At 63.4% G+C, this 16675-nt stretch carries 13 protein-coding genes and 1 tRNA gene; 11 read left to right on the top strand and 3 right to left on the bottom strand.

All coding sequences use genetic code 11. From position 1 onward, the window contains the following. Positions 1-314: 314 nt before the first annotated feature. The 3 genes from D3260_RS09450 (at position 315) to D3260_RS09440 (ending at position 2706) form a co-directional block, all read left to right on the top strand. Positions 315-1253, top strand: coding sequence for an OmpW family protein (locus D3260_RS09450; protein WP_120098353.1), 939 nt, complete (start codon positions 315-317; stop codon positions 1251-1253). Between the two features lie 360 nt (positions 1254-1613). Next, positions 1614-2240, top strand: a complete 627-nt coding sequence (locus D3260_RS09445; protein ID WP_120098352.1) for a hypothetical protein — start codon at positions 1614-1616, stop codon at positions 2238-2240. A gap of 37 nt (positions 2241-2277) precedes the next feature. Next, positions 2278-2706 (top strand): hypothetical protein, encoded by a 429-nt coding sequence (locus D3260_RS09440; RefSeq protein WP_147418155.1) that lies wholly within the window; start codon positions 2278-2280, stop codon positions 2704-2706. Positions 2707-2791: 85 nt separating this feature from the next. Here the strand turns inward: D3260_RS09440 and clpB are convergent, their stop codons facing one another. Then, entirely contained in the window at positions 2792-5377 is a 2586-nt protein-coding gene (clpB, locus tag D3260_RS09435) for an ATP-dependent chaperone ClpB (RefSeq protein ID WP_120098350.1), read from the bottom strand. A 189-nt stretch (positions 5378-5566) separates the two neighbouring features. Between clpB and D3260_RS09430 the strand changes: the two genes are divergently transcribed. Continuing rightward, positions 5567-6331 carry an LOG family protein gene (locus tag D3260_RS09430; RefSeq protein ID WP_120098349.1) on the top strand — a complete coding sequence of 255 codons (765 nt, stop codon included), beginning with the start codon at positions 5567-5569 and terminating at the stop codon, positions 6329-6331. A gap of 27 nt (positions 6332-6358) precedes the next feature. On the opposite strand, the gene D3260_RS09425 is transcribed toward D3260_RS09430, so the two are convergent. Continuing rightward, the gene (locus tag D3260_RS09425) at positions 6359-7057 is read right to left on the bottom strand and encodes a TIGR04282 family arsenosugar biosynthesis glycosyltransferase (protein WP_120098348.1); all 699 of its coding nucleotides are present in this window, start codon (positions 7055-7057) and stop codon (positions 6359-6361) included. Between the two features lie 189 nt (positions 7058-7246). Here D3260_RS09425 and D3260_RS09420 point away from each other — a divergent pair. The 7 genes from D3260_RS09420 (at position 7247) to D3260_RS09390 (ending at position 15455) form a co-directional block, all read left to right on the top strand. Then, positions 7247-7322, top strand: a tRNA-Ala gene (locus D3260_RS09420). 207 nt (positions 7323-7529) lie between these two features. Then, the gene (locus D3260_RS09415; RefSeq protein ID WP_158583476.1) at positions 7530-8504 is read left to right on the top strand and encodes a sugar-binding transcriptional regulator; all 975 of its coding nucleotides are present in this window, start codon (positions 7530-7532) and stop codon (positions 8502-8504) included. A gap of 357 nt (positions 8505-8861) precedes the next feature. Continuing rightward, positions 8862-10475: a hypothetical protein gene (locus D3260_RS09410; RefSeq protein WP_147418154.1), complete on the top strand. Its 1614-nt coding sequence runs from the start codon at positions 8862-8864 to the stop codon at positions 10473-10475. A 203-nt stretch (positions 10476-10678) separates the two neighbouring features. Further along, entirely contained in the window at positions 10679-12157 is a 1479-nt protein-coding gene (gene zwf / locus D3260_RS09405; RefSeq protein WP_120098345.1) for a glucose-6-phosphate dehydrogenase, read from the top strand. A 47-nt stretch (positions 12158-12204) separates the two neighbouring features. Further along, positions 12205-12888, top strand: coding sequence for a 6-phosphogluconolactonase (gene pgl, locus D3260_RS09400; protein ID WP_120098344.1), 684 nt, complete (start codon positions 12205-12207; stop codon positions 12886-12888). A 36-nt stretch (positions 12889-12924) separates the two neighbouring features. Then, positions 12925-14754 (top strand): phosphogluconate dehydratase, encoded by a 1830-nt coding sequence (edd, locus tag D3260_RS09395; protein WP_120098343.1) that lies wholly within the window; start codon positions 12925-12927, stop codon positions 14752-14754. A gap of 68 nt (positions 14755-14822) precedes the next feature. After that, a complete protein-coding gene (locus D3260_RS09390; protein ID WP_120098342.1) occupies positions 14823-15455 on the top strand; it encodes a bifunctional 4-hydroxy-2-oxoglutarate aldolase/2-dehydro-3-deoxy-phosphogluconate aldolase in 633 nt (210 codons plus the stop codon). A 75-nt stretch (positions 15456-15530) separates the two neighbouring features. On the opposite strand, the gene D3260_RS09385 is transcribed toward D3260_RS09390, so the two are convergent. Next, positions 15531-16637 (bottom strand): ABC transporter ATP-binding protein, encoded by a 1107-nt coding sequence (locus tag D3260_RS09385; RefSeq protein ID WP_120098341.1) that lies wholly within the window; start codon positions 16635-16637, stop codon positions 15531-15533. Positions 16638-16675 lie beyond the last annotated feature (38 nt).

Genomic DNA, 16675 nt, shown 5'->3' with positions numbered 1-16675 from the left:
CGATTACTGGATTCAAACTTCAACGTACACTCATTGAGTGTTGTGTTGCCTCGCCGATAATCAAGTCGTGCACGAGGAGACGGCCGATGACGGCGTGGGCAACTCGGGAGTGCGCAGGTCGCTGCCTTAATCTTTAGTCGAGTGCGCTTCTAACGCCTTCTCTTTCATATAAATTAGACCTGTCGCGAGCTAACAAGGAAAATTTTCCAATTGCTGCGATGATCGTTGGTGAACGGTTGGGGAAGCACGTCGCAGCGGTCTGGCGCTGGCGACGCATCAAGCAAGAACAATATCGCTGATCAAGGGAGATCGAGATGGCAAGCTGCAGACAAGGATTCGCGCGCATCAATCGGCGCGGGCTGGCTGCCGGGCTGGTAGTGCTGGGCGGGCTTTTATCCACGACGAGCGCATCGGCCCAGGGCGAGATGCAGGACCTCGATGCGAATCAGGGCGGCGACTCGATCTTCGGCAATGCGCTGCATTACGTGTCGGACAATCTGTATTTCCGCTTCGGTGCCGGCTATTTCGATTACTACGGCGACAGCACCAAGCTCCAGATCGACAATGCCAAGGGACTGGCAGCCCAGGCCTTCGGCCCGGGCGAGTCCAAGATCGCCGACTCCGGTTCTTCGGTCGGTGACAAGATGTTGCCCTCCGGTACGCTCGGTTTGTATATCCCGCGGACGAATCATCATCTGGCCACAGAAGTGACCCTGTCGGCGCCGATCAAACTGGACTTCCAGGTATCGGGCCTGGCGGCGACGCAATCGATTGCCGGCGATGCGCTGTCGGGTAACGGCCCCGGCAACACGATTCCCACGGGCGTACCGACGACGGGCCGCAATATCGGCACGCTCAAGACGCTGCCGCCGAACATCAGTTTCGTCTATCGGCCGTTCGTCGAGACGCGGGTGCAGCCTTATATCGGCGTGGGCGCGATGTATCTCTACACCTACGACACCGACATCAGCAACAAGCTGCTGAACTCGGTCAACGAGCCGACGCTGTATGTCTCCAAGCCCTGGGCCTGCACCGGCAAGCTGGGCGTGGATATCAACATCACCGAAACCTTCTTTGTCGGCGCCGAGGCCCAGTACATCGGTTGCGCCGAGGTCAAGTCCAAGCTCAACGACGTCGTCGTCGATGCGCCGAATCTCTCGGATACGCTCGGTCCGGTGAATGTCGGCACTATCAGCAGCACGAACCATTTCCGTGCCGTGCTCTATCAGCTTTCCATGGGCGTGCGGTTCTAGGGCCTGTTGAGGTTTCGTGCGAGTCCGCCTGTCTCGAAGGGAGAGGCCGCCGGGTGGATTTTCGGGCGCTACGCGCACGCGCATCGGGACGCAGGTCAATATCCTGAGATTCGGCGTTGTAGCTCGCACATGTCACACATCGATAGCCTGTTCGATGTGTCCGGTCCGGCACGAAACGGCCCGCGGGGCGGCGGTTTCATTCGTGTCGACGGGCGCCGGGAAGGGGGCTCGGCCGTGACGCATCGGTTCTGACCGGACATGCCAACGCGTGTCTCTGCGCTGTCTCTCCTGGCGCGACATGCGCCGCCGTGATCGGTCCTTCATGCCGCCGGCGGCGGTGATCCCGAGGAGGAAACGATAATGCAGAACAGCATCAGGCGAGCCCGACAACTCGTCTTCGTTTCGGTCGCGGCCGGGCTGATGTCCGGCTGTGGTCTGGCCTACAAGCCGGTCGGCCACACGTTGAACCATTATGCGCTGGACGAGGTCGTGCCGTACGCGCTGGCAAGCGACGATCTGGACCAGTCCGCCTGTGGGACCGGCATGGGGCTGTCCCGGCTTGTCGGCAGTTTCTCTCGCGTCATCGACCGCCCGGCGCGGCTGCTGATCGTGACCAACACGACGGCGTCGTTCTGTTCCGAGGCCCGAGCCCAAAAATACCACCTGCTGGTGCAGCGCAATCTGTACAACGGGCAGACGGACGTCGCCCGGGACAATCGCATATCGGCCCAGCGCTGGGAGCGCATCACGGCGTTGCGGCGTTACCAGGTCTATCGCGATACCGTACAGGCCTTCGGCGAGATCGGCGGCGCGCAATGCTCGACCGTACGCGATGAGATCGGCACCGATCAGGACGCCTTGGTCTATCTGACCGGGCTGCTCGTCGGCGTGCAGGGGCTGTTGAACGATATTCAGGCCAATTCCAGCGTTGGCGTGCCGCAGAACATCGCGGCCAAGGCCGGTCCGCGCCTCCCGTTGTCTGGATAATCAACAGTGGTGGGGCATACCGAAAGCGTTGGAGGCGGTGGTCTGGCTGTCCGTGCCGGGCAACGCGCCCGATGACGCTGATCCCTGGGCACAATTGCGAGCGTCCGCCGCGCTCGGCGAGTCACAGGGCATGGCGCTGCCGGCGATGTTGTACGCGCTGGCCGCCTATGGCCGCTCGGACGTCGCCAGGGAAAGAGAAGCGATCGAGACGGTCGCCCGCATTCACAATCGGTACCAGCCGTCGTCATTTGCCGAGCCCGCCGACAAAGACGGTGCCGAGAAGACAGCGGCCCGTTATCGTCTGCTGAACGAGATTGCCTATAACGAAGCGTTGTATTCGTCGGATCGTCTCTGGATCGATGCGACCGGGCACCGCACACCGTTGATGGCGCTCGGCCGCTTTCCGGGGGCGCGTTCGGAGACAAACGACGACGCGGATTTCGACGCCGGGCGTTATTTGAATTGATACCGAGCGTCTGACGCTACGGCTCAGGCGCAAAAAAGCCCGCGATATGGGTCGCGGGCTTTTCCATCGGTGATGGCCGTGTGCTTCAGGCCGCTGTTGTGAAGACCATTTCGCGCTGTGCCGAGTCGGCCACATCGGCGGTGACGATATCCCCGGCCACGAAGTCGCCGGCCAGTATCCGCTTGGCCAGCGGGTTCTCGATCAGGGTCTGGATCGAGCGCTTGAGCGGGCGTGCCCCGTAGACCGGGTCGAAGCCGGCCTCGGCCAACCGGTCGAGCGCCGCATCGGTGACCGAAAGCGTCAGATCGCGTTCGGTCAGCCGGGCTTCAAGCTCGTGCATCTGGATACGTGCAATCTGGCGAATCTCGGCCTGATCGAGCGGGTGGAAGACCACCGATTCGTCGATCCGGTTGATGAACTCCGGCCGGAAGTGCTGGCCGACCACTTCCATCACCGATTCCTTCATCGTCTCGTAGCCCGTGTCGTTGAGCTCTTGGATCAGCTGACTGCCCAGGTTTGAGGTCATCACGATGACGGTGTTGCGGAAATCCACTGTCCGGCCCTGGCCGTCCGTGAGGCGCCCGTCGTCGAGAACCTGCAACAGGATGTTGAAGACGTCGTGATGCGCTTTTTCGACCTCATCCAGCAGGATCACGGAATACGGTTTACGACGCACGGCTTCGGTCAGATAACCGCCCTGTTCGTAGCCGACGTAACCGGGTGGGGCGCCGATGAGCCGGGCGACGGAATGTTTTTCCATGAACTCGGACATATCGATGCGCACCATCGCGTTTTCCGTGTCGAACAGGAAATTCGCGATCGATTTGCACAGCTCGGTCTTGCCGACGCCGGTCGGGCCAAGGAACAGGAACGAACCGATCGGCCGGTCCGGATCGGACAGCCCGGACCGAGAACGTCGGATCGCATCCGAAACCGCCGAGACCGCTTCGTTCTGGCCGATCACGCGCTCGTGCAGTGAATCCTCCATGCGCAACAGCTTGTCGCGCTCGGCCTCGAGCATGCGATTGACCGGGATACCCGTCCAGCGCGAGACGATCTCGGCGACTTCTTCATCGGTGACGTTGTCACGCAGCAGCTTGTGATCGGCCGGGGTGGCCTCGGCTTCCTGGGCTTCGGTCAGCTCGCGCTCCAGGGTCGGGATCTTGCTGTACTGGATCTCGGCCATGCGCTCGTAGTCGGCCGCCCGCTGGGCGGCTTCCAGTTCACGTCGGGCGGATTCCAGTTCCTCGCGCTTGTGGGCAGCGCCCTCGACGCTGGCTTTCTCGGCCTTCCAGATTTCTTCCAGATCCGAGTATTCGCGATCAGCGGCCGCTATTTCCTCCTCCAGCCGAACCAGGCGTGCCTTGGAGCCTTCGTCGGATTCCTTGGACAGGGCCTGTTTCTCGATCTTGAGCTGAATCCGGCGTCGATCGATGCGATCCATCTCCTCCGGCTTGGAGTCGATCTCGATCCGGATCTTCGAGGCCGCCTCGTCGATCAGATCGATCGCCTTGTCAGGCAGCTTGCGATCGGTGATGTAGCGCTGCGACAGCTTGGCCGCGGCGATGATGGCACCGTCGGTGATGTCTACGCCGTGATGGACCTGGTATCGGTCCTTCAGGCCGCGCAGGATCGCGATCGTGTCTTCCAGATCCGGCTCGTCGACGATCACCTTCTGGAAGCGGCGCTCCAGTGCCGCATCCTTTTCGATGTTCTCGCGATACTCGTTGAGCGTGGTGGCGCCAATGCAATGCAGCTCGCCTCGGGCGAGCGCCGGCTTGAGCATGTTGCCGGCGTCCATCGAGCCCTCGGTCTTGCCGGCCCCGACCAGCGTATGGATCTCATCGATGAACAGGATGATGCGGCCTTCCTGCTTGGACAGGTCGGACAATACGCCCTTGAGGCGATCCTCGAACTCGCCGCGATACTTCGCGCCGGCGATCATTGCGGCGAGATCGAGTACGAGCACGCGCTTGTCGCGCAGCGACTCCGGCACCTCGCTGTTGACGATGCGCTGGGCCAGACCTTCCACGATCGCGGTCTTGCCCACGCCCGGGTCGCCGACCAGCGTGGGGTTGTTCTTGGTCCGGCGTGAGAGCACCTGAATCACGCGGCGGATCTCTTCATCGCGGCCGATGACCGGGTCGAGCTTGCCCTGTTCGGCGCGTTCGGTGAGATCAGTGGTGTACTTGTCGAGCGCGCCGCGCTGTTCCTCGGCGTTGGCATCGTCGACGTTGTCGCCGCCGCGGATGGCATCGATCTGGGCCGTGATCTTGTCGCGCGTCGCCCCGGCGTTCTTCAGGATCTTGCCGACCTCGGACTTGTCCTCGAGCATCGCGAGCAGCACGAGCTCGCTGGCGATATACGAATCGCTACGTTTCTGAGCGAGCTTGTCGGCCAGATTCAGAACCCGGACCAGCGCCTGGCCGGGCATGACGTCGCCGGTCGGGTTGCCGACTTTCGGCAGGTCGTCCAGCGCCTTGAATACCTGATTACGGATGTCGCGAACGGCCAGTCCGGCTCCGTCGAGCACCGGGCGTACGGTGCCGCCTTCGGCATCGAGCAGGGCCGCCAGCAGGTGGGCCGGCTGGATTTCGTTGTGGTCGCGCCCCACGGCCAGGCTCTGGGCATCCGCCAGTGCCTGCTGAAGCTTGCTCGTGAGTTTATCCATTCGCATATCGTTGATTCCTTTCGCGTGCGTTCGGCGGATTGCCGGGGCCTTCGTGATTCATCTCTCTTTATAGAGGCAAAGACAAACATTTCAACCATTGTTTGAAACATGCCGTGCGATCGCCCTCGATGGCGCTGCTACACTGCCCGGCTTTCGTTTGTCCCTGTGACCGAATCGCCGAGGAAGGCCATGTCGAACGCTTACACCGACGCGGAGTTCATGACCAGCGACGAGGCCCGTCCGCTGCGAATCCTGTCGGAATACATCGAGCCGCGCACGCGGCTGATGAATCTGAATGTACACAACGGCCTGATCTTCTGGGGATCGGCACGACTGCACTCGCCGCAGGGGCCGAAAGTGGCCGATGCCGTGGATTATTACGGTCAGGCACGCGAGCTGGCGGCACGTATGGTGCGCTGGACCATGGACAGCCATGCCGAAGGCGAGCAGTACTATGTCTGCACCGGCGGGGGGCCCGGCATCATGGAAGCGGCCAACCGTGGGGCGGCGGACGTGAATCCCGAGCTGTCGATGGGGCTGAATATCGAGCTGCCACACGAGCAGGGCACCAACGCCTGGGTGCATGAGCGGTTGAACTTCAACTTCCACTACTTCTTCATGCGCAAGTTCTGGTTCATGAACATCGCCAAGGCGTTGATCATCTTCCCGGGCGGCTTCGGCACGATGGACGAGCTGTTCGAGATGCTCACCCTCATTCAGACCGGCAAGCAGCCTCGGATACCGGTGGTACTCTATGGTCGCGCGTTCTGGGACCGGCTGATCGATTTCTCGGTTTTCGAGGAGCACGGTCTCATCAGCAGCAGCGATCTGGATCTGTTCTACGAGGCCGAGAACGTCGATGACGCATACGGCTTTCTGACCGAGGCGCTCGACGATTGCCCGGTCGAGACCAAGCGTCGTCGCGAGGGGCGGGACAGCGTGGCGGCCGGCTGAACCACGACGCCGACAGCGGAGCGCCGATCAGCGTGGTTCGTCGTCGGGCGCAGCGCCCCTGGCGGCGGCTCGGCCCGGCATCACCACAGCTCGGCCGAGCGCAAGCCTTGTCCGACGGGGTAGCGCACGCCAATCGGCGTGCGTATCGACATCGCGGCGCGGGGTCGACTCGGTCCAGCTCATGCGCAGGCGCCGAAATCCGGTCCGGGTCTGGCGTGCGACTCGCGGTGTGCTCCAGCTGATGCCCCAGAACAGGCGTGCCTGGGTCTGCGGCAACGCGATGAACCAGTAACCGCCGTCGTGCGTCGGTGCCAGTACCGCGCGATCGGCATCGAGTGCCTGGCGAACCCCGGCGAGCGGCAGGTCGGCCAGATCCGGCTGGTCGCTGCCCATGACAAGCGCCGGTTCCTGACGCCGGATTGCCTGTCGCAGCGCGTGATGCATGCGCTGACCCAGCGTGCCGCGATGCTGGCGTTCGAGCCGGCAGCGATAACGCCGCGCGAGTCGTCGAAAGAACGCATGTCGGGTGTCCGGTGCGCACATCAGCGTCAATCGGACGTCGGGCAGGCCGGCGAGATGTCGGACCACATGTTCCGTCATCGCGCGATGACAACGCGCGGCATGGACGTTGCCGACGTGACGCGCCAGGCGAGTCTTGCATCGGCCCGGTACCGGCGCCTTGACGAACAGCAGCACCGACACAGGCTTGGTGATTGCATCCTCCATGCCCGCGGCAGTCTATCAGCGCCCCGAGCTGCTGTTGCATCGAGGCGCGCCGACCCGGACATCGGCACCGGTTGCGACGGTGCCGGTGCCGTTCACGACCCGGCTGCTGAATCGAAGAGGCACAAGGGGTTGGCAACGCCGACAAGGTTGGTATGATACGCAGCTCGTTCGCCGCGGCGGACGTTGTTCGGGGCCGTAGCTCAGTTGGGAGAGCGTCGCGTTCGCAATGCGAAGGTCGGCGGTTCGATTCCGCCCGGCTCCACCAGATTGCAGAAAGGGCCGCTCGACAGGGCGGCCCTTTTTTATGCGCGACGACAGGCCGGCATCAAGCCGCCTGTCGGTCCGCTGCCAGGCGCTCCGGCCTGTTCCGGCGCATGCGCCATTCGTGCCCCCCACCAAGGTCTCAATGACATCCCGATAGCCCGTGTCGTAAATTTTTTCGGTTGCCGAAAAAATGTTCGATGCCGGTGTCATGACGATTGCACAAGATTCTCGAGACCTGTCGATTTATGTCGCCTGGCTGTCTTATGTGGGCGGCTATACGCAGGCCGAGATCGCGACGCGTCTGTCGTTGTCGCGTGCCAAGGTGCATCGTTTGATCGGCGAAGCGCACAAGGCGGGCTATGTGCACGTCTTCATCGATCGTTCCCCGCAGCAGCTTGTCGACCAAGAGGATCGGCTCGCCCGACGTTTCTCGTTGACGCAGTGCACGGTCGTGCCGGACGTCGAGGACGAGGCCGAGCGTGGCGGCAACCTGGCGGCCCTCGGCGCTGCGTCGGCGCGTTATGTCCATGGCCGCCTGGCCAGCGGCGAGGTGACGTCGCTGGGCGTGTCCTGGGGGCGTTCGCTGGCCGAAATGACACGACGCATGCCCCGCGAGCAGCGTACCGATCTGTCCGTGGTCTCGCTCATGGGCAGTTTGACGCAGCAGGCCGCGATCAATCCGTTCGATGTCGTGTATCGACTCGCCGAGATCACCGGCGGCCAGGGATTCTTCCTGCCGGTGCCCTTCATTGCCGACACCGTTGCCGATAGAGACGTGCTCAACGCACAGCGCATCGTCGGCGAAGCGCTCGAGCGGGCGCGCAGCGTCGATCTGGCGGTCGTCGGGATTGCTGCGATGCGGGCCGACCAGCCGATCTTTCGTGCCGAACGCGGGCTGCTCGGCGCCGATGAGCTGGCCGATCTCAAGGCGGCTGGCGTCGTGGCCGAGCTCGTCGGACACTTTCTCGATCGGACCGGGCGTCTGGTCGATATCGACATGAATCGACGCACGATTGGTGTCTCCTTCGCCGAGCTTGCGGGCCTGGAGGTGGTGGCAGTCGTCGGCGGCGCCGACAAGGCCGAGGCGATCCGCGCCGTACTCGCCAGTGGCGTCATCGATCGTCTGATCATCGACGAATGCGCTGCCCGGGCCCTCGAGGCGTTGCCGACGCTTGTCGAATGAAGGTTTCAGCGACATGGATCCATCGCCAGAAGACACGGTCGGACCCGCGATTGGCGGCCGTGCATGCCGGGTCTCGCCCCGCAGCGACGATACGCTGCGATCTGCGACTTTTCTCTTATGGGGGCACGGCATCGCGGTGGGTATGATGCTTGGCAAGGGGAGACTCGATTTTTCATGGAACCAGTTCCGCGCGGTGTAGACCGTGGTCGGTGCTGCGGCGTGAACCAACGTGCGCGTCGTTATCGGCGCGCTCGGATACACCGCAGTCGGCCCGAGCGGCGCGGTGTGATGAAGGGGAAGGCGGCACGAGGCAACACCGTGTCGCTGCAGTAAAAACTAGCCAATCAGGAGATAAAGGTGGGCGAACAGGAAACGAAAGGGCGCAACGCGCCCGCTAGCCGCGTTTGGCGTCTGTCGGGGCTGGCGCTGGGGGCCGGTGCAGCACTTTGTGCCGGAACGGTGCAGGCACAGTCCAGCGACGATGCTGCCTCGAACGACATGACCGCGAAGACCTTCGCGGAAAAATTTCAGGAGCAGGTCGTCAAGGGCTCGGAAGTCCACGGCCGCGTCGGTGTCTACGATTTCCGTCGCTGGCACGACACCAACCAGCCGTATCCGGGCCAGCCGGATACCGACGATGATTTCAACACCCAGGGCACCAACTACGGCGCTCAGATCGGTATTCAGACAGGACGGATCTACGGCTTTTCCGCGGGCGCCGAATTCGTCTATTCCGATAGCTTCTATGGCGATAACGACGACAACACGAAGCTGAACTGCAACCTGGCGTGCAACGGCGCGATCTCGAACATCACCCAGGGCTATCTGCAGTTCAATGCCTACGGCGCGCAGATTCGGGGCGGTCGTCAGTTGCTCAACACGCCGCTGGCCGGTGCCGACCAGTTCACTTTCCTGCCGCGTTCGTTCAACGGTGTGAGCGCGGTCGTTCGCCCGCTGCAGATGATCAAGCGTCTGAGCTACTCGCCGGGCGACCTGGCCCAGGGCGATGCCACCGATCAGAGCGAATACGGCCCGCAGATCACGCAGTCGCGCGTGGCTGACAATCAGAACTACGAAACGGATCAGTATCTGCCGTTTGCGTTCGGCGCCAAGTCCATGGATATGCCGGAATGGCAGATCTTCGGTGCCAAGATCGGTCGCTACGAGGGTCGTGGCAACGCCGACGAATTCGTCACCGACAACCGCTATTTCACTGACGTGGACGGTTTCTGGAGCGTCGGTACGACCTTCCGTAACGTGACCGAGAAAGGTCAGATCATCGGCCAGTACTACCACTATCGTTTCCAGCAGACCGAATCCGCCGACTACGGCGAAATCGGCTACATGGCCCCGATCATCGGGGATGCCGCCAACGGCGGCTGGGCACCCTATATCCGTGCCCAGGTCATGGCTGCCTACGATGCCGATGAGAACCGCGTGCCGCAGGGCATCAACAGCCAGATCTATGGTCTGAAACTCGGCTTCAACACGGCCGAATTCGGCTTCGCGGTCTTCGGCAACTTCTCGCCGGAGCACGAGGGGTCGTTCAACGACGGTCAGCTGTTGCATCCGTATACCGATCTGTCGGGCGTGCTCTACACCGACACCATGAACAACGGTATTCAGGAGTTCGGCCCGGGCTGGGCGGCCGGTGCCCGCATCGACTTCACGCCGACCGACAACCTGGCGATGTATGCGCGCTACGTGCGTTATCAGGCCAAGAACGGCCACTACCACGACTTCTACTTCAACGGCGGCGCGAACAACGTCATCACGGATGATTCGTTCGTCGGCGACGAGGTGAACGATCAGTACAGCGATGCCATCGGCATCGGCCTGACCTACGATCTGGGCGGTATCTGGAAGCAGCTCGCCGGTCTGAAGATCAACGACAACCTGGGTATCACCCGTTACGACGAAGGGGCCCCGAACTTCTACAACAACCGCGTGCGCGTCTACTACGAATTCTAGTCGACCGCTGTCTGAAAGCCCGGCCTGACGGCCGGGCTTTTTTTTGTCCGGCCTCCGGCCGACGTGATATCGCGTCGGCCGATCGGTCGCCGGGCGATTGATCCGCCGAGCCGCCGCCAGGTGTTGCCGCTCGGCACCACAGGCAACAGACGAGCGGTTATACTCGTCTGTCGTATTTTGAGAATCGAACCAAGAGAGGCGTCATGGCTGCCGAATTTGTCCCCGTTGACCCGTTCGACCTGGTGATTTTCGGGGGAACGGGCGATCTGGCGCGACGCAAGCTGTTGCCGGCGCTCTATCATCGTGACGCGGACGATCAGTTTTCGGATGACAGCCGCGTGCTGGCCGTTTCGCGTCAGGACATGGACGATGCGGCGTATGCGGACTGGGTTCGCGAAGTCCTCGAGGAGCACCTGCCGGAGTCGATCGACGAGGGCGTGTTCGAACGGTTCAAGCAACGTCTCTGTCATATCACGCTGGACGTGGACGATGCCGACAACTGGCGGACTTTCGCCGAGCGCTTCGTCGACAACGACAGCCGTATCTGTGTGTTCTATCTCGCCACGGCGCCGAGCCTTTTCGGCAAGATCGCCGCGGGTATCGCCGATGCCGGTCTCTCGGAAGCCCCCAACCGCATCGTGCTGGAAAAGCCGGTCGGTCACGACACCGAATCCGCGCGCGAGATCAACGATGCCGTGGGCGCGCGCTTCGACGAATCGCGCATCTATCGCATCGATCATTACCTGGGCAAGGAGACGGTCCAGAATCTGATCGCGCTGCGCTTCGGCAACTCCCTGTTCGAACCGGTGTGGGGGCGTCAGGCGGTCGACAACGTCCAGATCACCGTGGCGGAAAGTCTCGGCGTGGACGAGCGTTTCGATTTCTATGAAGCCACCGGTGCGCTGCGTGACATGGTGCAGAACCACATGCTGCAGCTGCTGTGTCTCACGGCCATGGAGCCGCCGGCCAGCATGAACCATGACGACGTCCGCAACGAGAAGATCAAGGTGCTGCGGTCGCTCAAGCCCATCACGGCCGACAACGTGCGGGCCGCCACGTCACGCGGTCAGTATGGCGCCGGCATGATCGAAGGCCAGGCCGTGCCGGCCTATGGCGCCACCGATGACAAGCAGCAGGCGCCGTCGACCGAAGCCGAGGCCGAGACCTTTGTCGCCATCAAGGCCGAGATCGACAACTGGCGCTGGCAGGGAGTGCCGTTCTATCTGCGTACCGGCAAGCGGCTGGCTCGCAAGTCGAGCCAGATCGTCTTCGAATTCAAGCCGGTCCCGCACTCGATCTTCGGCGACGAGCCGCTCCAGCCCAACCGCCTGGTGCTGCGTCTGCAGCCCGAAGAGGGCGTGGAAATGTCGATCATGACGAAGGAGCCGGGGCCCGGCGGGTTCCGCATGCGCAGCCTGCCGCTCAACCTGAGCTTCTCGCAGGCCTTCGAAGTGGCTTATCCGGATGCCTATGAGCGACTGCTCATGGAAGTGCTGCGGGGCAATCCGGCGCTGTTCATGCGGCGCGACGAAGTCGAGGCCGGCTGGCAGTGGGTCGATCGCATTCTCGACAGCTGGCACAAGGAACAGGTCGAAACCCAGGAATACATGGCCGGCAGCTGGGGGCCGACCGATGCATTCGTGATGCTCGACCGCGACGGACGTCGCTGGTACGAAGGCTGATTTCCTACGCCCGGACCCCGGGCTTCTGTCAAATAGGGACCGTTCCCATGTCCGAATTCACAAGCTATGATAGCCGCAAGGAGGCCGCTGAAACCCTGGCTGCCTCGATTGCCGAATCGCTGCGCGTGGCGATCGCCGAGCGCGGGCAGGCGAGCCTGGTGGTCTGCGGTGGTAGTTCGCCGCTCGAGCTGTTCGAGCATCTCTCGGCCACCGAGTTGGACTGGTCTCGCGTGACCGTCGTGCCGTCGGACGAACGCTGGGTTGCCGTCGACGATGCCCAGAGCAACGAACGCATGATCCGGGATAAGCTGCTGACCGGGTTGGCCGCGGATGCTCATTTCGTGAGTCTGCATCGGGATACCGAGACGCCCGCGGCCGCGGTCGAGAGCGTGACCCGGGCATTGGCCGACATTCCCCGGCCGTTCGATGGGGTGCTGCTCGGCATGGGCGGTGATGGCCATACGGCATCACTGTTCCCGCATGCGTCGGACATCGACGAAGCGGTCGCCTCGGATGCGGCCTGCATTCCGGCTGACGTCGGCCCGCCGGCACGGTTGAGCCTTGGCCTGTCGGTACTGACCGATGCCCGGCGCATCGATGTGCTGATCTTCGGCGATGACAAGCAGGCCGTGTACGAGCGGGCACGCCACGATGGTCCGATTGCCGAACTGCCGATTCGCGGCATCCTGAATACACAATCGCCGACGGCCACGGTGCACTGGGCGGCTTGACGCCCCCTGACCGCGGCCATTGCCACGGAGACTGATATGGCACTGAATACGGTGCTTCACGACGTCACGCAGCGCATCATCGAGCGTTCGCGGGATACTCGCGCCGATTATCTGGCGCGCATGAACGAGGCTGGCCGGCATGGCCCGCATCGGGGCGATATGTCCTGCTCGAACCTGGCCCACGGGTTCGCGGCCTGCGGCCCGTCTGCCAAGGACGCCCTGGCCACTGACGTGCGCCCGAACGTGGCGATCGTGTCGGCCTACAACGACATGCTCTCCGCGCATCAGCCGTTCGAGGACTATCCGGCCTGGATCAAGGAAGCGGCCTGGGCTGCGGGCGGCGTCGCTCAGTTCGCCGGGGGCACGCCAGCGATGTGTGACGGTGTCACGCAGGGCCAGCCGGGCATGGAGCTGTCGCTGTTCTCGCGTGATGTCATCGCGCTGTCGACCGGGGTGGCGCTGACGCACAACATGTTCGATGCGGCGATCTGTCTCGGCGTCTGCGACAAGATCGTGCCGGGGCTGCTGATCGGCTCGTTGGCCTTCGGGCATCTGCCGGTGATCTTCGCGCCTGCCGGCCCGATGACCTCGGGCATGTCGAATCCGGTCAAGGCCAAGGTTCGTGAGCGTTTTGCCCAGGGCGAGATCGGTCGCGACGAGTTGCTCAAGGCCGAGTCGTTGTCCTATCACTCGCCGGGGACGTGTACGTTCTACGGCACGGCCAACTCCAACCAGCTGATGATGGAGTTCATGGGCCTGCACATGGCCGGCACTTCCTTCGTCAATCCGGGCACGCCGTTGCGCCGTGCGCTGACCGAGGCCGCCGCCGGTCGTGCGGTGGAGATGAGCCATGTCGCCGATGATGGCAAGGCCCGTCGGATGTGCGACATCGTGGACGAGAAATCCGTGGTCAACGGGCTTGTCGGCCTGCTGTCCTCGGGGGGCTCGACCAATCACACCATGCATTACGTCGCCGTGGCGCGAGCCGCCGGCATTCAGATCAACTGGGACGACTTCTCGGAACTGTCTTCCGTGGTGCCTCTGCTGGCGCGTGTCTATCCCAACGGTGTCGCCGACGTGAACCACATGCGCGCGGCCGGCGGCATACAGCTCATGATCCGGTCTCTGCTGGATGCCGGCCTCCTGCACGACGATGTGATGACAGTCGAGGGGCATGGCCTGCATCACTACACGAAAGAGCCGTTTATCGAGGGTGACGCGCTGGCCTGGCGGGAAGGCCCGGCGGCCAGTCACGATGAAGACGTCATGCGCACCGTCGACAACCCGTTCGCGCCGACCGGTGGTATCACGGTCATGCAGGGCAACCTCGGGCGTGCCATCATCAAGACCTCGGCCGTGGCCGGGGCGCATCGACGCATCGAGGCGCCGGCACGTGTCTTCTCGAGCCAGGAAGCCGTGATCGACGCCTTCAAGGCCGACGAACTCAATCGCGACGTGGTCGTGGTCGTGCCCAATAACGGCCCGCGCGCCAACGGCATGCCGGAGCTGCACAAGCTCACACCGAGCCTGTCCGTGCTCCTGCAGCGGGGCTATCAGGTCGCGTTGGTGACCGACGGACGGATGTCCGGCGCGTCGGGCAAGGTCCCGGCGGCGATTCAGGTGACTCCGGAGTCCAAACTGGGCGGGGCGATCGGCAAGATCCGCGACGGCGATCATATCGTGGTCGACTGCATGACGGGCGAGTTGTCGGTCGCGGTCGCCGACGATGAGCTGGAAGCCCGCGGCTGCATTGAATTCGACGATGCACCGTCGGCCGAACATGGGCTGGGGCGTGAACTCTTCGCGCTGTTCCGCAACAACGCCTTGCCCGCCGAGGAAGGCGCCGGTCCCGCACTTCACGGTTGAGTTCGATGCGGTATCCGCGGCGATGATCGCGCGAATACCTAATCGCCACCATTTTCCAAGGATGAGTCATGGCTGACACGTTTGCCATCATGAAACTTTCGCCGGTGATCCCGGTGGTCACGTTCCACGACGTCGACGAGGCGGTGGCGGTGGCCCGCGATATCCACGCCGGCGGTCTCAAGACCATTGAGATCACGAGACGAACCAGCGTCGCGGTCGAGGCCATGCAGGCGATCGCCCGCGACGTGCCCGAACTCGTGCTCGGCATGGGCACCGTCTGGAGCGCAGACCAGTGTCGCGAGGCGATCGATGCGGGTGCGAAGTACATCGTTTCGCCGGGCGTTGCCGATGAGGTCGGCGACGTGTGCCGAGAAGCCGATATCCCGTATCTGCCCGGGGCCCAGACGGTCAGCGAGGTCGCGCATCTCGTTCGCCAGGGTTGGCAGCACATCAAGCTGTTCCCGGCATCGGTGATCGGTGGGCCGGCCGCGATCAAGGCTTATGCAGCGGTGTTCCCCGATGTGAAGTTCTGTCCGACCGGTGGCATCACCGAGCAGACTGCACCGGACTATCTGAAGCTGCCGAGCATCCCCTGCGTGGGCGGCAGCTGGCTGGCCAAGCCGCCGGGCAGCGACGAGGCTGGGGCGCAATCGGCAGTCGCCGCTGCGGCCACTCGCGCGGCCGCGCTCGGCTCGAGCTGAGCCCTGCTGGCCCGGCCCGTTGCGGGCCGGACGCAACGGGCATCACATCGTGCCGAGCGCTGCGCTTTTCCGGGCTCAGGCGATGCGCTGTTCCGTGTCGCAGTCGAAGAACACGGCGCGCTCGGCGTCGATGGCCAACGGGATGTGAGCGCCGGTATTCGGTGCCGCGGACGGCAGGCAGCGCGCCGTGACGGCGGCATCGTTGAGTTCGGTGTGCAGATAGGTGTCCGGACCCGTCGGCTCTACCACGTCGATCGCACACGTCACTCGCGCGCGGCGCGTGTCGGCTTCGGCGGCCGGTACCAGATGCTCCGGGCGCACGCCCATCAGCACACGCGTCTTGCCGTGCTCGGCCAGTTTGGCCGCGGTCGCCTGCGGCAGGGCAAGATGGGTCTCGGTGTCGCTGCCGGTCAGTCGGACCGCGGTATCGCCCCCGCTGCCGGTCAGTCCGCATTCGATGAAGTTCATGGCCGGTGAACCGATGAAACCGGCCACATAGCGATTCGCCGGATCGTCGTAGATCTCGCGCGGCGTGCCGAGCTGTTGCACGCGGCCGGCGTGCATGACCGCGATCCGGTCGCCCAGCGTCATGGCCTCGATCTGGTCGTGGGTGACATAGACCATGGCCGTGCCCAGACGTTGATGCAGCTGCTTGAGTTCGGTGCGCATCTCCACGCGAAGCTTGGCGTCGAGGTTGGACAACGGTTCGTCGAACAGGAAAAGCGCCGGATCGCGTGCCAGGGCGCGACCGATGGCCACGCGCTGGCGCTGACCGCCGGACAGCTGGGCAGGCTTGCGGTCGAGCAGGTTCTCGATCTGCAGCATCCGCGCGACGCGTTCGACGGTCTGGGCCCGCTCGGCCTTGGGTACGCCGCGCATCTTGAGGCCGAACTCGATGTTCCGGCGCACGTTCATGTTCGGATACAGCGCGTAGAACTGGAACACCATGGCGATGTTGCGTTCGCGAGGACTGGCATCGTTGACCGAGCGCCCGTCGAGCGTGATGCGGCCGTCCGAGACCGACTCCAGGCCGGCGATCATGTTGAGCAGCGTGGATTTGCCGCACCCCGAGGGGCCGACGAGAATCAGAAACTCGCCTTCGGCCATCGAAATGTTGATGTCTTCGAGTACACGGGTCTCGCCGAAGGTCTTCGATACGTTTTCGATATTCAGTACGGCCATGAGCGAATTCTTCTGCTTTGGAGACTGGCTTGTCGGAC

The sequence above is a fragment of the Salinisphaera sp. Q1T1-3 genome, from assembly GCF_003602005.1.
GTDB lineage: Bacteria > Pseudomonadota > Gammaproteobacteria > Nevskiales > Salinisphaeraceae > Salinisphaera.
This window is presented reverse-complemented; position numbering and strand designations above follow the sequence as displayed.

Excerpts from the sequence above, each read along its gene's own strand:
- clpB (WP_120098350.1), bottom strand. The coding sequence starts at position 5,377 with ATGGATAAACTCACGAGCAAGCTTCAGCAGGCACTGGCGGATGCCCAG.
- D3260_RS09450 (WP_120098353.1), top strand. The coding sequence starts at position 315 with ATGGCAAGCTGCAGACAAGGATTCGCGCGCATCAATCGGCGCGGGCTG.
- D3260_RS09445 (WP_120098352.1), top strand. The coding sequence starts at position 1,614 with ATGCAGAACAGCATCAGGCGAGCCCGACAACTCGTCTTCGTTTCGGTC.
- D3260_RS09390 (WP_120098342.1), top strand. The coding sequence starts at position 14,823 with ATGGCTGACACGTTTGCCATCATGAAACTTTCGCCGGTGATCCCGGTG.
- edd (WP_120098343.1), top strand. The coding sequence starts at position 12,925 with ATGGCACTGAATACGGTGCTTCACGACGTCACGCAGCGCATCATCGAG.
- D3260_RS09430 (WP_120098349.1), top strand. The coding sequence starts at position 5,567 with ATGTCGAACGCTTACACCGACGCGGAGTTCATGACCAGCGACGAGGCC.
- zwf (WP_120098345.1), top strand. The coding sequence starts at position 10,679 with ATGGCTGCCGAATTTGTCCCCGTTGACCCGTTCGACCTGGTGATTTTC.
- D3260_RS09415 (WP_158583476.1), top strand. The coding sequence starts at position 7,530 with ATGACGATTGCACAAGATTCTCGAGACCTGTCGATTTATGTCGCCTGG.
- D3260_RS09425 (WP_120098348.1), bottom strand. The coding sequence starts at position 7,057 with ATGGAGGATGCAATCACCAAGCCTGTGTCGGTGCTGCTGTTCGTCAAG.
- pgl (WP_120098344.1), top strand. The coding sequence starts at position 12,205 with ATGTCCGAATTCACAAGCTATGATAGCCGCAAGGAGGCCGCTGAAACC.
- D3260_RS09385 (WP_120098341.1), bottom strand. The coding sequence starts at position 16,637 with ATGGCCGTACTGAATATCGAAAACGTATCGAAGACCTTCGGCGAGACC.